Genomic DNA, 19,248 nt, shown 5'->3' with positions numbered 1-19,248 from the left:
TGTCCTCATTCGTTGTAGGTAACTATCTGGATGCTTACCTACCGAAGTGTGGCACTCCCGATCCGAGCTGTCAATAACCGGATAGTTACGTTGTATTCTGAGAGGTATGCCGCCTGATGCCACCGATACCAAGCGAAGGATCCTCCTCGCTGCTGGTGACGAGTTCTCGGAGTTCGGGCTGGCCGGTGCTCGTATCGATCGAATCGCCGACCGCGCAAAGGTGAACAAGCGCTCGATCTATGTCCACTTCGGGCCAAAGGAAGAATTGTTCGATCTCGTGGTGGCACGAACCCTGTCTGCCATGTCAGAGGACGTACCGTTCACTGCAGACGACCTACCCGGTTATGCCGGTGCATTGTTCGACTATCTGATGGCCACGCCGGCCGTGTTGCGTCTGATCACGTGGGCGGGCCTCGAGCGTCCCGACGCCACCGACGCAGAGTTCCAAACTTACGAGCCGAAGGTCGTGGGGCTCAACGAGAAGTACGACCGAAGTGGGGCCGACGTCTTGGCCCTATTGCTCGGATTGGTCACTGCCTGGCCCGCGGCATCGCCTGCGCTGCGCTCACACGCTTCCCAGTCGCCGTGGTCCAAGAGTCGGTTGCGAACGCATCGAGCGCTGATGGTGGCTTCCGTCGAAGCCCTCGTGGAGGTCGCACGGCAGACCGCATCGGCCCGCGGAAACTGACGGCGTACTGGCCGCTGGCTCAGTGGGATCCCTGCGAAGGCGGCAGGGTCGCCAGGTGTGCCTCGGCAGTGCCCTTTGACATCCCGAGTCCGGTCAGCGGACCGGCGCCGTTCTCGTGCTCCAGCAGTGCGAGCAGGATGTGTTCGGTCCCGACGTTGTCGGCGCCCAGGCGCAGGGCTTCTCGGAAGGTCAGCTCGAGGACCTTTTTTGCTGAAGTGTCGAAGGGTATGAGGGCCGGTAAGTCCGATGACTGTTCGGGGAGTGTGCCTTCCGCCGCGGCGCGGACGGCGTCGAGCGATACGTCCAGCCCGAGAATGATTGCCGCGGCGGTGGAGTCGGGGTCATCGACGAGGCCCTGAGTCAGGTGGCCCGTGGTGATCTGAGCGTGGCCGGCGGTGCGCGATTGTTCCTGAGACGCCACGACGACGTTCCGGGCACGCGCAGTGAACCGGTTGAACCCCTGGCTGGAGTCGAGGGCTGGTGTGGACGCGGGCTTGGGAACGAAGCGTTTCTGCGCAGCCTGCTTGCTCACGCCCATGCTCGCGCCGATGTCGGTCCAGGACGCACCGGACCGTCGTGCCTGGTCGACGAAGTGCCCGATCAGGTGATCGGCGATGTCGCCGAGATGATCGGCGGTGAGTACTGCGGTGGACAGCTGTTCGAGGGCATCGCTGTGCACGGTGGTGATGGCCTCGATCAGGTCGTCGAGGCGGACGTGCTTGATGGGTGTAGGAGTGGTCATGTCGTCAACACTAGGTTGACGAATCGCCTCTCGTCAACCCAAGGTTGACGAGCTCGTTGTCCAGGGAGGCGCGAATGAGTGAAGCAGCGAACGTTGCATTGGACCCGGGTGCCAGGTCGGCGAGTTGTAGGGGGTTCTCGGGTAGCCCCAGGTCCTTCGCGGAGTCGATGGATTTGGAGTCGTAGAACGGTGCCACCCAGGGCCACACGTCTTGCACCTCGCGCAAGAAGATGTCAGCCCCCACTGGCCCAATGCCTTTGAACTCTTGCAGGAGTCGGTGCGCCTTGTGCGTATCGCCGTCGGCCTCCGACGCGAGGTTGCGCAGATCTCCGTTGTAGGTGTCGATCAACAGCTGCGAGCCCTCGTTGAGGCGGGTTGCCGTGCTCTCGTCGTAACGGGCATAGTGACCACGACCGAGGGCCGCAATAATTGTCGACCGGTCTGCATCCAACACTGCCTTTGGGTTGCGCAGCCCTGCGTCGAAGAGTTCTCGAGCAGTGCCGACGGCGATCTCTGCAGAAATCCTTGCGCTCAACAGCATCGACAGCACGAGGAGTTCGAACAGCGGTACCGGAGTGTCTCGCAACGTGATCCCGGCCTCGTCGGCGTATGTCCGGCCGGCCCGCTTGTCGAGTTCTGCGACCACAGATCTGTGTTTCTCGGTACTCACGGTCTTCCTTTCGGCGGTCTGAAGGTGCCTCTTGTCTGGCCAGGTCAGCCGGGCAACGTCTCGCCGCCGATCGGTGCGAGCACTTCACCGCTGTAGTACGACGACATGATGTCGGAGGCGAAGAACACGTACGACGGGGCGATCTCGTCCGGTTGCGCCGCGCGGCCGTAGGGCACCTGCTCGCCGAATTCGGCAACCTTTTCCGCGGGCATGGTCGCAGGGATCAGTGGTGTCCAGACCGGTCCGGGGGCAACGCAATTCACGCGGATTCCACGGTCGAGGAGGTTCTGGGCGAGCGCGTACGTCAATGCGGTGACAGCGCCCTTGGTAGCCGAGTAGTCGATCAACGACTTGTTCCCGCGGAGACCGTTGATCGAACCGGTGTTGACGATCGCTGCGCCGCGTCCGAGGTACTGCAAGGCCGCGTGGGTGACGTGATAGAAGCTGTCGATGTTCACGCTGAACGTACGTCGCCACTGCTCGGGCGAGATCTCGGCGAAATCGTCGACCGGTTGTTGGTAGGCCACATTGTTGACCAACAGCTCCAGTCCACCGAGATCGGAGGCAGCCCTGTCCACCACGTCGCGGCAGTGTTCCGGATCTCCCAGGTCGCCGGCGTAGGTGAAGCACCTGCGACCCTGCTCCTCCACCATCTTCTTGGTGTGTTCGGCGTCGTCGGATTCCGACAGGTACGCGATCGCGACATCCGCGCCCTCTTTGGCGAACGCGACAGCGACCGCTCGTCCGATGCCCGAGTCGCCGCCGGTGATCAGTGCACGCTTGTCCAGGAGTAGATCGCGACCCCGGTACGACCGCATCTCATCATTCGGCTTCTCGGCCATATCGCCTGTGCGCCCGGGGTATTCGATGGTCTCCGCCTTGTGTTCGCTCATTCTTCCTCCGATCGACTGTTTATGTACTGGTACCCGCGTGACGACAGGCGACAAACATCTGGTTGGTGCGGCGGGCAATGGGGTAAACAAGCCGAGGCACTACCCGTAAGCGAGCAGGAGGGAACAACATGCCGAAGACCACCAAGTCAGGTGCACCGAAGAAGAGCGAACTGCCGAGCACCCTGCTGAAGTCGAAGAAGAAGGCGCAGCGCACCTTCACGAAGACGTACGACTCGGCAATGGACGAGTACAACGACACCAAGCGCGCCCATCGGGTCGCCTTCGCCGCCCTGAAACACAGCTTTGAAAAGGTCGGCGATCACTGGGAGCCCAAGGACAAACGCGGTCCGTCCGACGAGCGGGCGAAGAGCGGTGGGCCCGATGCAAAGGGCAAGAGCGCCGAGGGCGTCGACGCCAATGCCAGCAAGAAGCACCTGCTCGACGTTGCCCGCCGCCTCGACGTCAAAGGCCGGTCGGATATGAAGAAGAAGGAGCTGGTGACCGCGATCAAGAAGGCGAACCGCAAGAAAACCGCCCGCAACCGCTGAGGGTTGCGGGCGGCTGAGGGGTCAGGGGTGGAGCAGGATCTTCACCGCGCCGTCCTGCTTCTTCTGGAAGATGTCGTAGCCGTGTGGAGCCTCTTCGAGCGACATCTCGTGGGTGGCGAACGTATCGACGCCCAAGGGGTCGGAGTCGGTCAGCAGCGGCATGATGTCGTCGGCCCACCGCTTCACGTTGGCCTGCCCCATGTGCAGCCGGATCTGCTTGTCGAACATGGTGCCCATGGGCATGGGATCCATATCGCCGGCGTACACACCGCTCAGCGACACGGTGCCGCCACGCCGAACCGTGTCGAGGGCGGTGTAGAGGGCGCTGAGCCGGTCGACCCCCGCCGACTTGAACACCGGCTGGGCCAGTGCGTCGGGTAGCAACCCGGCCATTGCCTGCACCACCTTGGCGCCCGCGGATCCGTGCGCCTCGGTGCCGACCGCGTCGATGACGGAGTCGGGTCCGCGGCCTTCGGTGCGGTCGCGCATGATTGCGCCGATGTCCTCGTTCTCCGTGAGGTCGATGGTGTCGATGCCTCGGGCGCGGGCACGTTCGAGTCGTTCCGGGACGAGATCGACGGCGGTCACCTGATATCCCTGATGGGCTGCGATACGGGCTGCCATGTCACCGATCGGGCCGAGCCCGAGTACGGTCACCGAACCGCCGTCCGGGATGTCCGCGTACTGCACCGCCTGCCATGCAGTGGGCAAGACATCGGAGAGATACACGAACCGCGAATCGTTAGGTCCCTCAGGGACTTTGATATGGGTGAAGTCGGCGTGAGGTACTCGCAGCAGACCGGCTTGTCCGCCGGGGACCTGACCGTACAGCTGTGAATACCCGAACAGGGCCGCGCCTCTGTGCTCGGACTGCACCTGCGTCGTCTCGCACTGGGTGGGCAGTTGATGTTGGCACATGTGACAAGTGCCGCAGGCGATCTGGAACGGTATGACCACCCGGTCGCCGACCGATAGATTTTTGATGGCCGACCCGACCTCGACGACTCTTCCCATCGGTTCGTGGCCGAGGATGTCGCCGGGGCTCATGAAGGGCCCGAAGACCTCGTACAGATGGAGATCGGAGCCACAGATGTTGGTCGTGGTGACCTCGATGATGGCGTCTGTGGGTTCTTGGATCTTAGGATCGGGTACGGTCTCGACCCTGACGTCACGCTTTCCCTGCCAGGTAAGTGCTCGCATTCTGCGTCCCTTCCACGTGGGTGATTGCTGTGGTCGAGATACCCACACGCCTGTGGTGACAACCATGTGCGCGGATGTTGATGGATCCGTGGCAAGGTGATGTTTGAGACACCCACGGGTTGGGTAACCCCGGCAGGCCAGATTCACTACGCGCAGATGGGACCGAGTTGGAGCGAGCGAAACCCAGGTCACGGGTCTCCGACGACTACTCGGACGTGGTCGCGACCATCGGACGGCTGCGCGAGTTGCCGAAGGGCAGCGCGAAGAGCGAACGGCTGCGCGAAGAGGTCATCACCAGGTGCCTGCCCTTGGCAGAGAACATCGCACGGCGTTTCAGCGGCCGCGGAGAAAATCACGACGACCTGGTCCAGGTGGCGCGGCTCGGGCTCGTCAACGCCGTCGATCGTTTCGATCCGGCGCATGGCTCGGAGTTCGTGTCGTTCGCCGTGCCGACGATCATGGGCGAGGTCCGACGGCACTTCAGAGATGCCGCCTGGGCGACTCGCGTTCCCCGTCGTCTCAAAGAACTGCACAAGTCGATCAGCGACGCGTCCGAAAATCTGTCCCAACGGCTGGGTCGTTCTCCGTCGGCCAGCGAGATCGCCACGGAACTCGATCTCGATGTCGCCGAGGTGACGGAAGGGTTGCTCGCCCGCGGTGCGTACCAGGCGCTGTCGACCGACTCCGGCGCTGCCGACGACGAGATCGGCGCCCCGCTGCTCGAGACGCTCGGCGCGGAGGATCCCGAGTACGACCACGTCGAGAGCTATGTGGCGATCAGGCCTGCGCTGGCGAAACTCGGCGAGCGCGAGCGCCGAATCCTGGTGCTGCGCTTCTTCGGATCGCAGACGCAGACCGAGATCGCCAAGCAGATGGGCATCTCACAGATGCATGTCTCCCGCATTCTCTCGAGCACCCTGGCGAAGCTACGAGACGAGTTGGGGACCGACGCGTCGGGTGATGCCAATGTCTTTCTGCAGTGACGCGGCCGGCGCCCACGCGACTCGGCGTGGGGTGCTTAGAGCCAGGGGCCGTGGGGTACACGTCCGAAGACCGCACAACGAGAGGGTCGAGTGTATGTCGATCATGGCCGATGAGCGGTGGATGCGGCAAGGTATTCTGCCCGCTGAAGGGGGACCGAAGTGGTGATGGGTGGTGTGATGCATATCGACGAGGCCGCAGTGGCACCGGTGAACATTCGTGTCCCGGCCGACAGGTCGCAGGTTCCGATGATCAGGGCCATCGCCGAGACTCTCGCAGTCCTCGCGGATTTCTCGCTCGACGAGGTCGCCGACATCAAGTTGGCGGTTGATGAGGCTGCCATGTCCATCATCGGTGGTGCGTCGCCGGACGCCGAGTTGACGGTTGCCTTCACCGCATCGGACGAGAAGTTCCACGCGATCATCCAGTCGTGGTTTCCCGCGGATAGTTCGTTGGTGCAGAAGGGTTTTGGTTGGCACGTGCTCCAGACGCTGACCTCTCTGGTCGCGGTGCACGAGGGTGAAGCACAGCAAAACGGGCGTCTGGTCGCCATCGAACTGTCGAAGTAGCCTTCGCCAGGCGTCACCCCGATCGGCTCAGTCGAGCCGATCCAGCGACCGGGTGGTCGGGCCCTCGAGTAGCGCGCCGTCGTAGTTGAACCGGGAACCGTGTAGGGGGCAGTCCCAACTCCTCTCGGCGTCGTTCCATTCCAGGATCCCGAACAGATGCGGGCAGATCGCCGAAACGCGGTGCTGCGTACCGTCGACCGTGCAGATCCCCATCGGGCGAGCGCCTTGTCTCCGTACCACACCTTCGCCCTCTGCCGGCTCGGTCGCCGGCAGCACCGATCGAAGAGCAGCGCCGGTCCAACCCTTGGCGAGTTCGAAGCCGACCTCACCGTTGATCTTTGCTGCGGTCGGTAGGCCTGGCACCTGTTGTGGACGCGAGGTGTCGTAGACCCGGGCCCACTCGGGCACGCTGCCGAGGAGGCGTCCGGACATCGCCAATGCCGCGGCGACACCATTGGTCAGGCCCCACTTGGCAAATCCGGTCGCGACCTGGATGTCGCCATACCCCGGCGCCAGCTGACCGGCATAAGGCAACTCATCGATGGGGATGTAGTCCTGCGCAGACCACCGAGCCCGCAGCTGCGCTGTCGGGAAATGTGTTGTGGTCCAACCTATGAGGTCGTCGACAAGCGCGCGCTCCGACTGCGCCCGGCCCACTGTGTGGCCGGCCCCACCGGTCAGGAGCATCGGTCCGTGCTCGCCGGGCGCGGTGCGGATGGATCGTGACGGTTCATCCACGGCCAGGTACATGCCGTCCGCGAGTGGTTCGGAGACATCGAATGCCGCGGCGTACGAACGCTGCGGATGGAGTCTGGCAAAGAATGCACCGCGGTCGAGGATCGGTGTGCCGGTGGCAAGGACTATCGACCGTGCGCGCACCTCACCCCGCGCGGTCCGGAGGACCTGGTCACCGTCCTTGCGTCGCACAGAGACCACCCGGGTGTTCTCGTACACGTCGGCACCGTGAGCGGTGGCGTCCGCAATCAGCGCGGCGAGCACGTCCATGGGATCGAACTGGGCCTGGTCGTCGAGCGCCACCGCGCAGCGCGCCGGAACGGAACGTCGAGTTGGTCGATGTATCGCACCGGTAGGCCTGCGCGGCGCGCGGCCCGCAACTCCTCGTCGACGGCCTTGCCGCCCCTGCCGGACTGGGCGTAGGTGTACGCAGTCTGCACCTGGTGAGCGACTGCGTGCTCGCGGAGAAAGGCGAGTAGCCAGCTTTGTCCCTCGAGGTTCGCGTCGACGTAGGCCCTGACGGTGTCGGCCGACTGCTTACGCGAGATCGTCGACAACCGCGTCCCTTGCAGCACGCTCAGCTTTGCGGTCGAGTTGCCTGTCGTGGCGGCCCCGATGTGGCGGGCTTCGAGCAACCCGACCCGAATGCCCGCTCGGGCCAGCAGTACCGCTGTCGTCGCGCCGGTGATCCCGCCTCCGACGACGACGCACTCGTAGTGGGAATCCTCGGCCGGGCGTGGCGGGGATTCAACGGGGACCCGGGCAGACCACAATGCAGACACGACCGCTCAATACCCTCCTGGGCCGGCAGCCAAACGCGCAGATCAGCCCATGCGGCGGCATCCGCTCATTCTCCGCGGCCCATGATCCGCGACAGCAGCGGCTTCAGGACGAGGCCGCCGATCTGCTGGTAGGCGCCGCCGGTGAGTCTCCAGGTGAGGTCGATGAGCCTGCCGTCGAGACCGACCACGATCCGGCGGCGATCCGCCGCGACCCCGGCAAGAATGGCTCGCGCAGCACCCTCCGGGCTCGATGCGGGCAAGATGTCTTCGAAAGCTCTTGTCACCCAACGTTGTACCTGCGTATCCGGATATATGGCGTCCCTGGCGATGGCGGTGTTGACCGCACCCGGATACACCAGGTGTGCATGGACTCCCGATCCGGAGATCGCGAGTTCGTGTTGCAGGGCCTCGGTGAATCCGCGCACCGCGAACTTCGACGCCGCATAGGAACTCTGCATCGGCGACGCGACGAGTCCGAAGGCGCTCGAGGTGTTGACGATGTGGCCGCGGTCGCGGCGGTGCAGGTACGGCAGGAACGCCTTGGTCCCATGGAGTACCCCGCCGAAGTTCACGTCGAAGACGCGTTTGCCGACCTCGTGTGGTTCAGACGCCACATCGATCACCGCCGTCCTGCCGGCGTTGTTGAAGACGGCGAACGGGATCCCCATCGTGGCCACCACATCGTCGGCGAAGGTCGTCACGGCACGCCGATCGGCGACGTCGACCACGGTCGTGCTCACCTGTCTCGCGGTGGACCGGCACCGCTCCGCTGTGTCCGCGAGGCCGTCGGGGTCGATGTCGCAGAGAGCGAGCGCCGCACCCGAGGACGCCAGTTCCTGCGCAAGGGACCTGCCCATCCCCGACGCTGCGCCGGTGACGACCACGATCTGGTCATAGAACAAGATGCGTGCAGGGGTCGGGGTTCGGTGACGAAGCATGGTCGTCAGGTACCCAGCGTTCGGTGGCGCCACGCCGGAACCGCAGGCCCGGGGGCTTCCGATCTGGTCACAGCAGCCACAGAATCGGAACTTCGGTGTTTAATCGGCGCACTCTCGGCTACACAGGCAGGTATGACAACCTCAGACGCCGTGATCATCGGTGCCGGGCACAACGGGCTGGTGGCCGCAGCCAACCTTGCCGACGCCGGGTGGGATGTCACCGTCCTCGAGGCGCAGCCGCACGTCGGGGGAGCTGTTCGCAGCGCTGAGCTCTTCCCCGGATACACGAGCGATTTGTTCAGCGCGTTCCATCCCCTGGCGGTCTCGTCGCCGGCGTTTCGGGAACTGGACCTCGAGTCGCATGGGCTGCGGTGGAGTCACGCTCCGATCCCGTTCGGCCACCCGTCCGGCCCCGACGACAGGGACGCCGTGGTGGTGCACCCCGCGGTGCAGGACACGGCCGCGCACTTCGCGCAGTACGACAAGCGCGACGGCCAGACGTGGCTGCAGCTCGTCGAGGAATGGAACACGGTCCGGGCCGCGGTCATCAACACCCTGTTCGGACCGTTCCCGCCGGTGCGTGGCCCGGCGTCGCTGCTGCGTGCCCTCGGTGTCGGGGGCTCGCTGCGCTACGCGCGCTTTTTGCTGTTGCCCGCGAACCGGATGGTCACGGAGCTGTTCCACAGCGAACAGGCTCGCCTCGCCATCCTCGGGAACGCGATGCACGCGGACATCCCACTCGATGCGCCCGGCAGCGGTGTGATGGGTTATCTGCTCACCATGCTGGCCCAGGACACGGGGTTCCCGGTGCCGGTGGGTGGTGCCGGGGCGCTCACCGATGCGCTGGTCCGCAGATGTGAGGCAGGCGGTGTACGGATCGTGACCGATTGCCGCGCGACCGGGATCGACGTGAGTTCCGGAAAGGCAACAGGGGTGCGGACTGCCGATGGCGGGCGTTGGAGTGCACGGAACGCAGTGATCGCCGACGTGGCGGCACCCACCCTGTACCGAGAACTTCTTCCCGCGGATGCGGTGCCCGCTCAGGTACTGACCGATCTCGAGAAGTTCGAGTGGGATGCACCGGTGGTGAAGGTGAACTACGCCGTGGGCGGCAAGATCCCTTGGAAATCAACAGATCTCGGGCGCACCGGCACTGTTCACCTCGGTGCCGATCGGCGCGGGATGATCCAGTGGATGGCCGACCTCAACACCGGCGTCGTCCCGCAGACGCCGTTTCTGCTCTTCGGTCAGATGACGACGTCCGACCCGAGTCGATCCCCGGACGGAACCGAAAGTGCCTGGGCCTACACCCATCTGCCCCGCGACGTCGCCGATCGGGAATCTGCCGAAGTGCTTGCCGACCGCATTGATGCGGTGTTGGAGGCCCATGCGCCCGGCTTCGGCGACCTGCTCGTCGGGCGGCATCTGCAAACGCCGGCCGACCTCACCGCCGCAGACGAGAACCTTTTCGCGGGCGCGGTGAACGGCGGCACGTCGCAGTTGTACCAACAACTCATCTTTCGCCCGTCACCCGGACTCGGCCGCGCCGAAACGCCGGTGGGGCAGCTCTTCCTGGGTGGCGCGTCGGCGCATCCGGGTGGAGGGGTGCACGGGACCTGCGGTCGCAACGCCGCCCGCGCCACGCTTGCATCCCACGGTGTGCGCGGCTTACCGCGCCGGTTCATCACCGGCAAGACGATCGATCTGCTCAACCACTGACGAAGGGACATCTCATGATCGGCGTGACGCACGAGACCTCCGCCACTCCTGCCCAGGTGTGGTCGGTGCTTTCCAACGGGTGGCTGTACTCGTCCTGGGTCGTCGGGGCGTCCCGAATCCGTGCGGTGGACAGCAATTGGCCCCAGGTGGGTTCCAAGATCCATCACTCGGTCGGGGTCTGGCCCCTACTGCTCAACGACGAGACAGTCTCACTTCAGTCCTCGGCGGGTCACCTCGAATTGTCTGCCCACGGTTGGCCCGTCGGCACGGCCCGTGTGAGGCTGCACGTCGAAAAATCCGACAACGGCTCGCTGCTGACGATGGACGAGTTCGCCGAGACCCCGCCCTTCGCGTGGGTTCCGACCAACGCCCAGCGCGTGGCCACATCGCCGCGGCTGCGGGAGTGCCTCACCCGACTCGCCTTTCTCGCCGAAAACGGCGCCGCCAGCTCATAAACCCATGCCGTGCAGGCACACCCACGTGTTGCAACCACTGGTTGTGCCTGGAGTGAGTGGGTTTGTGGGTCTCAGTCGATCTTGGCGCTGCGGAGCTCGTGACCCTTGGACGTCAGGCAGCGTCCGCTGGCGAGATCCCACGACCAGCCGTGCAGGTTGCACGTGAGCTTGTCGCCTTCGATCACCCCGAACTTGCTCAGGTCGGCCTTCAGGTGCGGACACCGGCGCTGGATCTTCCAGCCGCCGGATTCGATCGACGACGAATCATCGTGTGCCTCGCTGAACCAGCCGTCCGCGTACGCAATTCGCTCGTCGGTCAGGCATTTGAAGAATGTGTAGAGGAACTCGTTGTAACCGCCGATACGCCACGTGGTGAAACGGGTCGACAGGAAGATCGTGTTGACCCAGTCGGGTTCGTTGTCACGCAACACCGTTCGGACCAGCTCGGGAGCGATCCGGAAGCCGTACCGATACTTGCCCTCCTTCTCCTTCGGCTCGCGCACGGTGCGATTGGGGAAGTCGAGGACCACGGTCTCGTCTCCCATCACCAGCCCGACGGGGTAGCCGATGCCGTCACAGATCAGGTCGCTCTGCGCCATGATCGGCTCGAACAGCTCCTTGAGAGGCGCCAGCAGTGGCTCGCCCTGCGCGGGCGCCCACGTCGCCTTCTGCGCGGCGATGATCGGCGCGAACTTCTGCGCCATCTTCTCCAGATACGCGGCCTTGTTCTCCCCGAATACCTGCTCTGGCGGATACGGGTGCGAGATCTCATTGAGTTGCGAGCCGGTCAGATCCACCGTCGAACCCGACACCATCATCAGCCCGCGATGCTTCACGCCATCATCGGTGCCATGTTCCTTCATCTGATCCAGGAAGGTCTCCTGGTCAGGGAAGATGCAGGTGGGATCGTTCTCGATGTCATTGAGGTAGCGCAGTTCGTCGTCGAGGAACATCGGCGGGCCTGCCGAGGGCACGACCCAGGTGGCGCCGACCTGCTCGATGTACGACCGCGCACGGTCCATGCCGCGCTGCCGCTTCTGCGCGGCGAAGTTGGCTTTCGATCGCTTCGGGATGTCGTAGACCATCGGGTACCAGATGGCGCCCGAGTACTGCAGCAGGTGGATGTCGATGTGGCCGAACTGCTCGGCGATCACGTCCAGATCGACGGGCCGGGCGTCGTTCATGTTGAAGACGGTGGTCTCACCGTCGCTGACCACCAGGCCGCTGTCGCCGATGGGTCCGTCGGCGGGCGCCCGCAGCGCGACGATCATGATCTCGAGGCTGCCCTTGTCACCTGTGACCGTCGTCTTCACCGAATCCTCGGTCTCCACGAACTTGTGGAACCCGAGCTTTTCGAGCTCACGTTTGAGGTCGGGGACCGGGTAGTCGGGCAACAAGACGGTGGCGTCCTTGTTGACGAACTCGCGCAGGTTCTGCTCGTCGAAGTGGTCGCGATGCAGGTGACTGACGTAGAGGTAGTCGCAGTTGCCCAGCGACGTCCAGTCGAGTTCGGTGTTGTCGGGAAAAGGCACCCACGACGCGAAGTACGCAGGGTTCACCCACGGGTCGCACAGAATTGACCCTGCAGCTGTCTGGATGTGGAATCCCGCGTGCCCAACGCTCGTGACCTGCACGTGTTGCCTCCAAAATTGTGGTGCCTAGAACGTCCACCAGAGTATCGACCAGTTGAGGGGAGTCGGGTGTCAGCCAACGCTAAGCTCGCTGCATGGAACCGGTCTACGACACTGTCATCGCCCTTGCACGTTCGCTGTGGGCGGCCGAGGGACTGAAATTCACGGTGTCCGGTGTCGAGAATGTACCGAAGACCGGAGGCGCGGTGATCGCGGTGAACCACACCGGATACCTCGACTTCACCTATGCCGGATTACCCGCGTTTCTCCAGGGCAAACGCAAGGTCCGGTTCATGGCGAAGAAGGAGGTCTTCGACAACAAGATCAGCGGTCCGATCATGCGCAGCCTCAAACACATCCCCGTCGACCGCGGTGCCGGAGCCGACAGTTACCGCGCCGCCGTCGAATACCTGCAGCGTGGCGAGCTGGTCGGTGTTTATCCCGAGGCGACCATCAGTCGGAGCTTCGAGATCAAGGATTTCAAGTCCGGGGCCGCCCGGATGGCGCAGGAGGCGGGCGTACCGATCATCCCGACCGTGATCTGGGGTGCGCAGCGGGTGTGGACCAAAGGTCATCCCAAACGGCTGGGGCGGACGAACATCCCGATCTCGATCGGGGTCGCCGAGCCGGTGGAGTCAACCGGAGACCCGACCGATGTGACAATGCGCCTGCATCAGGTGATGAGTGAGCAACTTCGCACTCTGCAAGAGACCTACGGCCCTTACCCACCCGGAGAATTCTGGGTCCCGGCGCGCCTCGGTGGCGGAGCGCCGACCCTCGAAGAGGCCAATCGGATGGATGCCGACGAGCAGGCGGAGAAGGCCGCGAAGCGTGCGGCGCAGAAGGGCCAGCAAGCGGGCTGAGCCTCGGGTCGATCGGTCGCGCTCAGTCCTCGGCAGGCTGGGCGAGGTTCCATTCGAGGTTGACGATGGTGCCGTCCGGGCCGGGCTTGATCCGTGGATGATCGGCCAGCGCCTGCATCAGCGGGATTCCGCGTCCACGCAAACGGTTGGTGGTCGGGGTCGGTTCCTGCCAGCGGCCCTGGTCCTGCACGGTGACGTGGAGTTGCTGGTCAGCGGGGTGGTACGTGGCGCGAAGCGTCATGGTGCCCGGTGAATCACGGTCTGCGTATGCATGCTCGACTGCGTTCGCCAGCGCTTCGTAGGCGGCGAGGGTGATCGCATCGGCGCGGTCGCCGGCGTTGGGAACGTGCTCGGCCAGCCACTCCGCGAGAAGCTGGCGCAGTTGCGTAGCCGCCATCGGGTCCGCACTCACGTCGGAATACGTGAGTTGCAGGCCTTCGGTCGGCGTGTTGGTCATGATTAAATCGGCACCCACGCCCCACTGTTACCCATGAGCGGCTCCTTTTATGCGGAGTACGGATCGTTGCGTTCGTCGGCGAGATCAGCAGCAGCGTCATCCACGCTCGAATACATCATGATCGTTTCATCCAAACCGACCAGGCGCATGGGGCGCGCGGTGGCCGGCCCGTCGGCGACGACGCCGAACCGGCTCGTGGGTGCGATGTTCTCGTGGGCGGTGACCAGGGCAGCCATGCCGGCCGACGACAGGAAGTCGACCGCCGTGATGTCGATGATGAGCCCCGCCGGGACCCCACTCATGGCTTCTCGAACCGCATCGGCCAACTGCGGAACCGTGAGTATGTCGATGCTGCCGCGGACGGTCAGTACTACCAGTCCACCTTTTCGGTCGGCTGCGATGGTCAGGCCGCTGCCCGGAACGTCCTTGTTGTCGCGGGTCAGTGGTGAGAGCCCGTCGATCGATTCCATCGATTCCCCCTGCTCGGCTGGTGGAGACACAACACGTACACCGATGGAGCCGGCGCACGCATGCGGCTGCTAGTTGAACCGACGCTCTATATTTGCACATTTTCACGGTGCGCCGACCAGATGGTCGTCTTTGGCGTCGGAAGATGAAGTGAAGGCAGCGTCGGCGCGGTCTCGGCAACGCGGAGATCCCTCGAAGCTGCTGTGCGAGTAGATAACTGGCCAGAAAAAATGTGGAGAAAACTATTGGCAGTCGAAGGGGGAGAGTGCTAAAAATGAAATCGCACAGTGATTGATCGCCCGCCAGGGTGGCGGGCCCGAGTGAGGAGATGGAGGTGGGTTGCTGTGCTGCGTTTCGACCCGTTCAGTGATGTGGATTCCCTCGCCCGAGGTCTGCTGGCCGGTCAGCAGGTCGGCTCGACGAGGACGCCCCGTTTCATGCCGATGGATCTGTACAAGGTCGAAGACCACTACGTTCTGACCGCTGACCTGCCCGGAGTCGATCCGGGTTCGGTGGATGTGAGCGTTGACAACGGAACCTTGACCCTGACCGCCCACCGCTCGTCGAGATCCGAGGATTCGGTCGAGTGGCTCTCCAGCGAGCGCTTCTACGGCTCGTATCGGCGTCAACTCACGCTCGGGGACAACATCGACACCGCGGGCATCAAAGCCGGTTACGAGAACGGTGTGCTGACGGTGACCATCCCGGTCGCCGAGCGAGCCAAGCCGCGTCGCATCTCGATCGAACACGCCGACACGATGAGGTCCATCGACCCGGTGTCGACCTCGCCTGATTGATCTCGGCGTCGAAGCTGTTGGCCTTCGGAGTTTTCGGGTTCGATAGGAGGTGAACGATTGGAAGAGAATTCCACCGTGGTCTGGCCTGATCCGAGTCCCCTGCAGGACTGGTGGGCCGAGGTCATGTCCACCTGAGCACAGTCTGAGTGCCCGAGACGGGTTCCGTGCCGCCGAACCAGGATCATCCACGAACTAGGCTCATCGGTATGGAACCCGTCTTCCGGGCTTTGGAGATCACCGCCCACGCGCTGACCAAGGCGCAGGGGCTGAAGATCACCTTCATCGACGTGGACAAGTTGCCCGCGGCCGGCGGAGTCGTGTTGGCGATCAACCACACCGGCTATCTGGATTTCCTGCCTGCAGCGCTCGCCGTTCACCGGCGGGGCCGGCGGGTCAGGTTCATGATCAAGGCCGAGATGCAGAAGATCGCGATCATGCGGTTCCTGATCAAACACACTCGCACGGTGCCGGTCGACCGCACTGCCGGCGCGCACGCGTACCTGCTCGCCGTGGAGACACTGCGCAGCCGCGAGGTGGTCGGTGTCTATCCCGAGGCCACGATCAGCCGCAGTTTCGAGATCAAGGACTTCAAGACCGGTGCCGCGCGGATGGCACTCGATGCCGAGGTCCCCATCGTTCCGGTCATCGTCTGGGGTGCCCAGCGGATCGCCACCAAGGGCGGGCCCCGTCATCTGGGTCGCACCAAGACCCCGATCATCGTCCGGTTCGGCGACCCGATCCGGCCGCATCCCGGGGCGGGCGACGACGCGGTGGAGCTCACGAAACGCCTGCGCACAACCATGCAACAGCTGCTGCTCGAGGTGCAGCACCAGTACGGTGAACACCCGGCAGGAGCGTTCTGGGTTCCGTCACGCCTCGGTGGTGGCGCCCCGACACTTGCCGAGGCGGACGCCCTCGATGTGGCCGATGCGGCTTCACGACGCGCCAAACGGCAAGATGGGTGAAATGTCGCAACCAGAACTCGTCGGGCCACCAACGCTGATCGCCAGTGACGTCGACGGCACGCTGATCGACGACAACAACGTCGTGCCCGAACTGGTACGCACCATGATCAACCGAGCGAGTGCCGCCGGCGCGACGTTCGTGATCGCGACGGGACGCCCACCGCGGTGGATCGCGGAGATCACCGATCAGATCGACATCCGGCCGTTCGCGGTCTGCGCCAACGGGGCCATCGTCTACGACACGGAGAACGACACCATCCTGCATTCGGCGACGCTGGGTCCGCAGGTGCTCACCAAGCTCGCCGAACTGGCTTACGAACAGATTCCCGGTTGCGGCCTGGCCGTCGAACGCGTCGGCCGCAGCGCACATGACGCGGCGACCCCACCGTTTGTCGCGACCGCGGGTTATCAGCATGCCTGGCTCAATCCCGACCACATCGAGATGAACGAGGCAGATGTGTTGTCGGAGAACGCCGTCAAGATGTTGGTGCGGCAACCCGGCATGAGCAGCGATGAGATGGCGCGGCGACTGACCGCGGTGGTCGGCGACATTGCCGACGTGACCTTTTCGACCGACAACGGCTTGATCGAGCTCTCGGCGCCCGGTGTCAGCAAGGCCCACGGTCTGGCCACCCTGGCCGAACTGCGAGACCTACCCGTGGACGCGTCGGTCGCGTTCGGGGACATGCCCAACGATGTCGAGATGTTGCGTTGGGCCACGCGAGGTTTCGCGATGGCGCACGGTCACCCCGCCGCGCTCGCCGCAGCCGATGAGATCGCTCCGGGCAACAACGAAGGCGGCGTCGGGCAGGTTCTCTCCCGCTGGTTCTGACCCGCTGGTCCTCACCCGAAAATGGTGGGTTCTGGCGAGCAAACCCGCAGGTCGGGCTCGCCAGAAGCCACCAAGATCGGTCAGCCGGCGGGTGCCGTGGTGGGTGCCGGTGCCGGGGTGCCACGCTGTTCGTTGTAGCTGTTGGTGAACTCGTCGATGTAGGTCCGCAGCACCTGGACGATTCCGGTGATGAGGTTGAAGAACAGCGTTCCGCCCTGGAACGTCTGGCTCACACCTTCGGGCCCGGTGGTTTCCGGCGAGGTCGGCAACCCGAGCGAGGAGTTCTCGAATCCCATTGCAGCCCAGGCTTTTGCGATGGCGCCCTGGACGACCTGAGCGCCGGTTGCCTCGGACCAGTAGATCTTGCCGTTCTCGAAGTCGGCGTACTTCGCGGTGCCGTCCGGGGTGGTCTGCTCGACGGTGGTGGCGTTGCCGAGGGTACCGGTGGGTCCGCCGGTCGCGACCCATTGCTGGGCGATGGCGCCTTGATCCGTGGTCGAGAGGACCTCGGGGACAGGGGCGGGTGCCGCCGGGATCGCGCTGCCGCCGCCGGCTGCGATGTCGCGGATCTGCGGCAGTGCCTCGTAGCCGTAGGTGCCCGGGCATTCGGTGTTGCCGAAGTCGCGGTGACCGCTGATGGTCGGCATCGTGACCGCTTCGCCGGCGCCGTAACGACTTCCGTCGAAGTACTGCGATACCAGCGTGCCCTGGCCGCGTGGATCGAGCTGCGCGACCTTCAGTCGCCAGCCGAGGAAGTTGCCCACCGACTGCACCATCTCGGGGGTCGGGGCGATCTGGTTGAGGTCGCCCATCATCGCCAGGCCGACCGTGTCCTCGTTGAAGCCACCGGTGTGCGCACCCTGGACGTTGCGGTCGAGTCCACCGGCCCGGCCCTCGAAGATCTGACCGTACTTGTCGACGAGGACGTTGTAGCCGATGTCGCACCAGCCGAGAGTTTGTGCGTGGTAGGCGTAGATTCCACGCACGATCTCGGCCGACTGCTCGCGGGTGTAATCGTTGCTGCCCGCGGTGTGGTGAACGATCGCCTCTTTCAGGGTGTCGTCATACTGTGGCTCCGAGCAGCGCATACCCTCGTCGGCTCCCCACTGCGCGCGGGTGATGACCTGGGGTTCGGTACTCGGCGCCGGCAGGATCGGCGCGGGCAGGGCCGGGTTCACCGGAGCCGCGGGGTCGGTGGCGTCACCCGGAATCGGCGGTGCTGCCTGGGGATCTTGCGCACTCCCGACTGATCCGGTGGCCGGATCAACAGACCCGGTACCCGGCGTGATCAGCGCGGCGCTCAACGACGACACGATCTGCTGCACCGGATCGGCGCCCGGCGCCCCGGTGGTGGTGAGCATCGGTTCCTGTTTCGGCGTGAATGCACGCGGGGCCACTTCTCCGGAGGTCACCGTGGAGGTCGGGATCGACGTCTCGGTGCGCTTGGGTACCGGGGGAGTGGTGAACGTGGTGGACGTCGGTGTCTGTGCGGCCGACGGATCGGTGGTCGCGGGATCGGTGGTCGCCGGATCAGCGGTACCGCCAGGGGTCGCGACACCTTCGGCGCTCGTGACGGCGATCTGAACGGCGGTCGTGTTGCCGACCCAGACGGGTTCGGTGCCCTGCTTGAGCGGGTCCTTGTTTCCGGGGCCGTGCGCCGCGTCCGCAGACACCCAGGGTCCCCACTGGCCGTTCGGTTGCTTGGCGCGAATATGGGCTGTGCTGTTGGAGAGCCCTTCCCAGGTCAGGCCGACCATCGAGAACGGGGTGTCCTGGCTGACCTCCTTGACCACAGCGCCCTCGGGAGTGCCTGCGCCCGGTTGCCCGGGGGCGGGCGGGGTGGACGTGCCACTCGGGGTGGTTGCGGAGGACTCGGAACCGCCGGTGCCGGGAGCGGTGGTGGAAGGCGCCTCCTCGGAGGGGATGAGTCCGGACGGGATGAGGCCCGGCGGGATCTGCAGGGGGATGTCCGGGAGATCGATGCCGGAGACATCGACGGGAGGCAGCGTCACACCCGCGTCCGCGAGACCCGATTTGATGAGGTTGAGGACGATTGTCGGGACGTCCTCGAGGCTGACCTGATTGATGGTGGTCGCTGACACCACAGGCGCAGGTGGCTCGCTCGGATCAACGGCAATCGTCGGCGCGCTGCCGCCGATCAGGACCGCGAGTGGGCTCGCGACCACTACGGCGGCAACCGTGCCAAGGATGATCGACGGCTTCGGTCGGCGGTAGCGCACGTGGTTCTCCTTGATTTGTCGCACCTGGTGGTTCATGGTCTTCACCGGCATCGGCCGGGCACGCCAAAGGAGGCG

Annotated in this window: 21 protein-coding genes; 10 read left to right on the top strand and 11 right to left on the bottom strand. The window is 64.6% G+C overall.

Annotation, left to right across the window (positions count from 1 at the left end; translation table 11 throughout):
- Window positions 1-106 precede the first annotated feature (106 nt).
- Window positions 107-688 carry a TetR/AcrR family transcriptional regulator gene (locus tag DFR67_RS07840; RefSeq protein WP_110468949.1) on the top strand — a complete coding sequence of 194 codons (582 nt, stop codon included), beginning with the start codon at window positions 107-109 and terminating at the stop codon, window positions 686-688.
- 19 nt (window positions 689-707) lie between these two features.
- On the opposite strand, the gene DFR67_RS07835 is transcribed toward DFR67_RS07840, so the two are convergent.
- Genes DFR67_RS07835 through DFR67_RS07825 form a run of 3 tightly spaced genes read right to left on the bottom strand, consistent with a single transcriptional unit; the run spans window position 708 to window position 2,993 of the window.
- Entirely contained in the window at window positions 708-1,430 is a 723-nt protein-coding gene (locus DFR67_RS07835) for a Clp protease N-terminal domain-containing protein (protein WP_110468948.1), read from the bottom strand.
- A gap of 10 nt (window positions 1,431-1,440) precedes the next feature.
- On the bottom strand, window positions 1,441-2,100 hold the full coding sequence (locus tag DFR67_RS07830; protein WP_110468946.1) for an HhH-GDP family DNA glycosylase: 660 nt from the start codon (window positions 2,098-2,100) through the stop codon (window positions 1,441-1,443).
- 44 nt (window positions 2,101-2,144) lie between these two features.
- Window positions 2,145-2,993 carry an SDR family oxidoreductase gene (locus DFR67_RS07825; protein ID WP_110468945.1) on the bottom strand — a complete coding sequence of 283 codons (849 nt, stop codon included), beginning with the start codon at window positions 2,991-2,993 and terminating at the stop codon, window positions 2,145-2,147.
- Window positions 2,994-3,121: 128 nt separating this feature from the next.
- On the opposite strand from DFR67_RS07825, the gene DFR67_RS07820 reads away from it, so the two are divergent.
- Complete coding sequence (locus tag DFR67_RS07820) at window positions 3,122-3,541, top strand: ChaB family protein (RefSeq protein WP_110468943.1); 420 nt, start codon at window positions 3,122-3,124, stop codon at window positions 3,539-3,541.
- Window positions 3,542-3,562: 21 nt separating this feature from the next.
- On the opposite strand, the gene DFR67_RS07815 is transcribed toward DFR67_RS07820, so the two are convergent.
- On the bottom strand, window positions 3,563-4,741 hold the full coding sequence (locus tag DFR67_RS07815) for a zinc-dependent alcohol dehydrogenase (protein ID WP_110468942.1): 1,179 nt from the start codon (window positions 4,739-4,741) through the stop codon (window positions 3,563-3,565).
- A gap of 167 nt (window positions 4,742-4,908) precedes the next feature.
- On the opposite strand from DFR67_RS07815, the gene DFR67_RS07810 reads away from it, so the two are divergent.
- Complete coding sequence (locus tag DFR67_RS07810; RefSeq protein ID WP_110468940.1) at window positions 4,909-5,724, top strand: SigB/SigF/SigG family RNA polymerase sigma factor; 816 nt, start codon at window positions 4,909-4,911, stop codon at window positions 5,722-5,724.
- Window positions 5,725-5,901: 177 nt separating this feature from the next.
- Entirely contained in the window at window positions 5,902-6,291 is a 390-nt protein-coding gene (locus DFR67_RS07805; RefSeq protein WP_146240399.1) for an ATP-binding protein, read from the top strand.
- A 27-nt stretch (window positions 6,292-6,318) separates the two neighbouring features.
- Here DFR67_RS07805 and DFR67_RS31365 read toward each other — a convergent pair whose 3' ends face one another.
- The 3 genes from DFR67_RS31365 to DFR67_RS07795 form a co-directional block, all read right to left on the bottom strand.
- Complete coding sequence (locus DFR67_RS31365) at window positions 6,319-7,329, bottom strand: FAD-dependent oxidoreductase (protein WP_281268335.1); 1,011 nt, start codon at window positions 7,327-7,329, stop codon at window positions 6,319-6,321.
- Entirely contained in the window at window positions 7,275-7,808 is a 534-nt protein-coding gene (locus DFR67_RS31360; RefSeq protein WP_281268334.1) for an NAD(P)/FAD-dependent oxidoreductase, read from the bottom strand. Before DFR67_RS31360 ends, DFR67_RS31365 begins: the two co-directional genes overlap by 55 nt.
- A gap of 65 nt (window positions 7,809-7,873) precedes the next feature.
- Complete coding sequence (locus DFR67_RS07795; RefSeq protein WP_245937809.1) at window positions 7,874-8,746, bottom strand: SDR family NAD(P)-dependent oxidoreductase; 873 nt, start codon at window positions 8,744-8,746, stop codon at window positions 7,874-7,876.
- 132 nt (window positions 8,747-8,878) lie between these two features.
- On the opposite strand from DFR67_RS07795, the gene DFR67_RS07790 reads away from it, so the two are divergent.
- Together DFR67_RS07790 and DFR67_RS07785 are read left to right on the top strand one after the other, a co-directional pair.
- On the top strand, window positions 8,879-10,465 hold the full coding sequence (locus DFR67_RS07790) for a phytoene desaturase family protein (protein ID WP_110468938.1): 1,587 nt from the start codon (window positions 8,879-8,881) through the stop codon (window positions 10,463-10,465).
- A gap of 14 nt (window positions 10,466-10,479) precedes the next feature.
- Window positions 10,480-10,920, top strand: coding sequence for an SRPBCC family protein (locus tag DFR67_RS07785; protein WP_110468936.1), 441 nt, complete (start codon window positions 10,480-10,482; stop codon window positions 10,918-10,920).
- Window positions 10,921-10,991: 71 nt separating this feature from the next.
- Here the strand turns inward: DFR67_RS07785 and DFR67_RS07780 are convergent, their stop codons facing one another.
- Complete coding sequence (locus tag DFR67_RS07780) at window positions 10,992-12,554, bottom strand: Rieske 2Fe-2S domain-containing protein (protein ID WP_110468934.1); 1,563 nt, start codon at window positions 12,552-12,554, stop codon at window positions 10,992-10,994.
- 92 nt (window positions 12,555-12,646) lie between these two features.
- On the opposite strand from DFR67_RS07780, the gene DFR67_RS07775 reads away from it, so the two are divergent.
- The gene (locus DFR67_RS07775) at window positions 12,647-13,414 is read left to right on the top strand and encodes a lysophospholipid acyltransferase family protein (protein ID WP_110468932.1); all 768 of its coding nucleotides are present in this window, start codon (window positions 12,647-12,649) and stop codon (window positions 13,412-13,414) included.
- Window positions 13,415-13,436: 22 nt separating this feature from the next.
- Here the strand turns inward: DFR67_RS07775 and DFR67_RS07770 are convergent, their stop codons facing one another.
- Window positions 13,437-13,871 (bottom strand): ATP-binding protein, encoded by a 435-nt coding sequence (locus DFR67_RS07770; protein WP_110468931.1) that lies wholly within the window; start codon window positions 13,869-13,871, stop codon window positions 13,437-13,439.
- Between the two features lie 47 nt (window positions 13,872-13,918).
- Window positions 13,919-14,341: an STAS domain-containing protein gene (locus tag DFR67_RS07765; RefSeq protein ID WP_110468930.1), complete on the bottom strand. Its 423-nt coding sequence runs from the start codon at window positions 14,339-14,341 to the stop codon at window positions 13,919-13,921.
- A 342-nt stretch (window positions 14,342-14,683) separates the two neighbouring features.
- Here DFR67_RS07765 and DFR67_RS07760 point away from each other — a divergent pair, with 342 nt between their 5' ends.
- The 3 genes from DFR67_RS07760 (at window position 14,684) to DFR67_RS07750 (ending at window position 16,933) form a co-directional block, all read left to right on the top strand.
- Entirely contained in the window at window positions 14,684-15,136 is a 453-nt protein-coding gene (locus DFR67_RS07760; protein ID WP_110468928.1) for an Hsp20/alpha crystallin family protein, read from the top strand.
- 206 nt (window positions 15,137-15,342) lie between these two features.
- Window positions 15,343-16,101 (top strand): lysophospholipid acyltransferase family protein, encoded by a 759-nt coding sequence (locus DFR67_RS07755; protein WP_110468927.1) that lies wholly within the window; start codon window positions 15,343-15,345, stop codon window positions 16,099-16,101.
- A gap of 1 nt (window position 16,102) precedes the next feature.
- Window positions 16,103-16,933, top strand: a complete 831-nt coding sequence (locus DFR67_RS07750) for an HAD family hydrolase (RefSeq protein WP_110468925.1) — start codon at window positions 16,103-16,105, stop codon at window positions 16,931-16,933.
- Between the two features lie 80 nt (window positions 16,934-17,013).
- Here DFR67_RS07750 and DFR67_RS07745 read toward each other — a convergent pair whose 3' ends face one another.
- Window positions 17,014-19,173: an N-acetylmuramoyl-L-alanine amidase gene (locus DFR67_RS07745; RefSeq protein WP_245937808.1), complete on the bottom strand. Its 2,160-nt coding sequence runs from the start codon at window positions 19,171-19,173 to the stop codon at window positions 17,014-17,016.
- Between the last annotated feature and the right edge of the window lie 75 nt (window positions 19,174-19,248).

Source organism: Williamsia limnetica (assembly GCF_003217475.1).
GTDB classification, from domain to species: domain Bacteria; phylum Actinomycetota; class Actinomycetes; order Mycobacteriales; family Mycobacteriaceae; genus Williamsia; species Williamsia limnetica.
The sequence above is the reverse complement of the archived record's forward strand: the minus strand, read 5'-3'. Positions and strand labels throughout refer to the sequence as shown.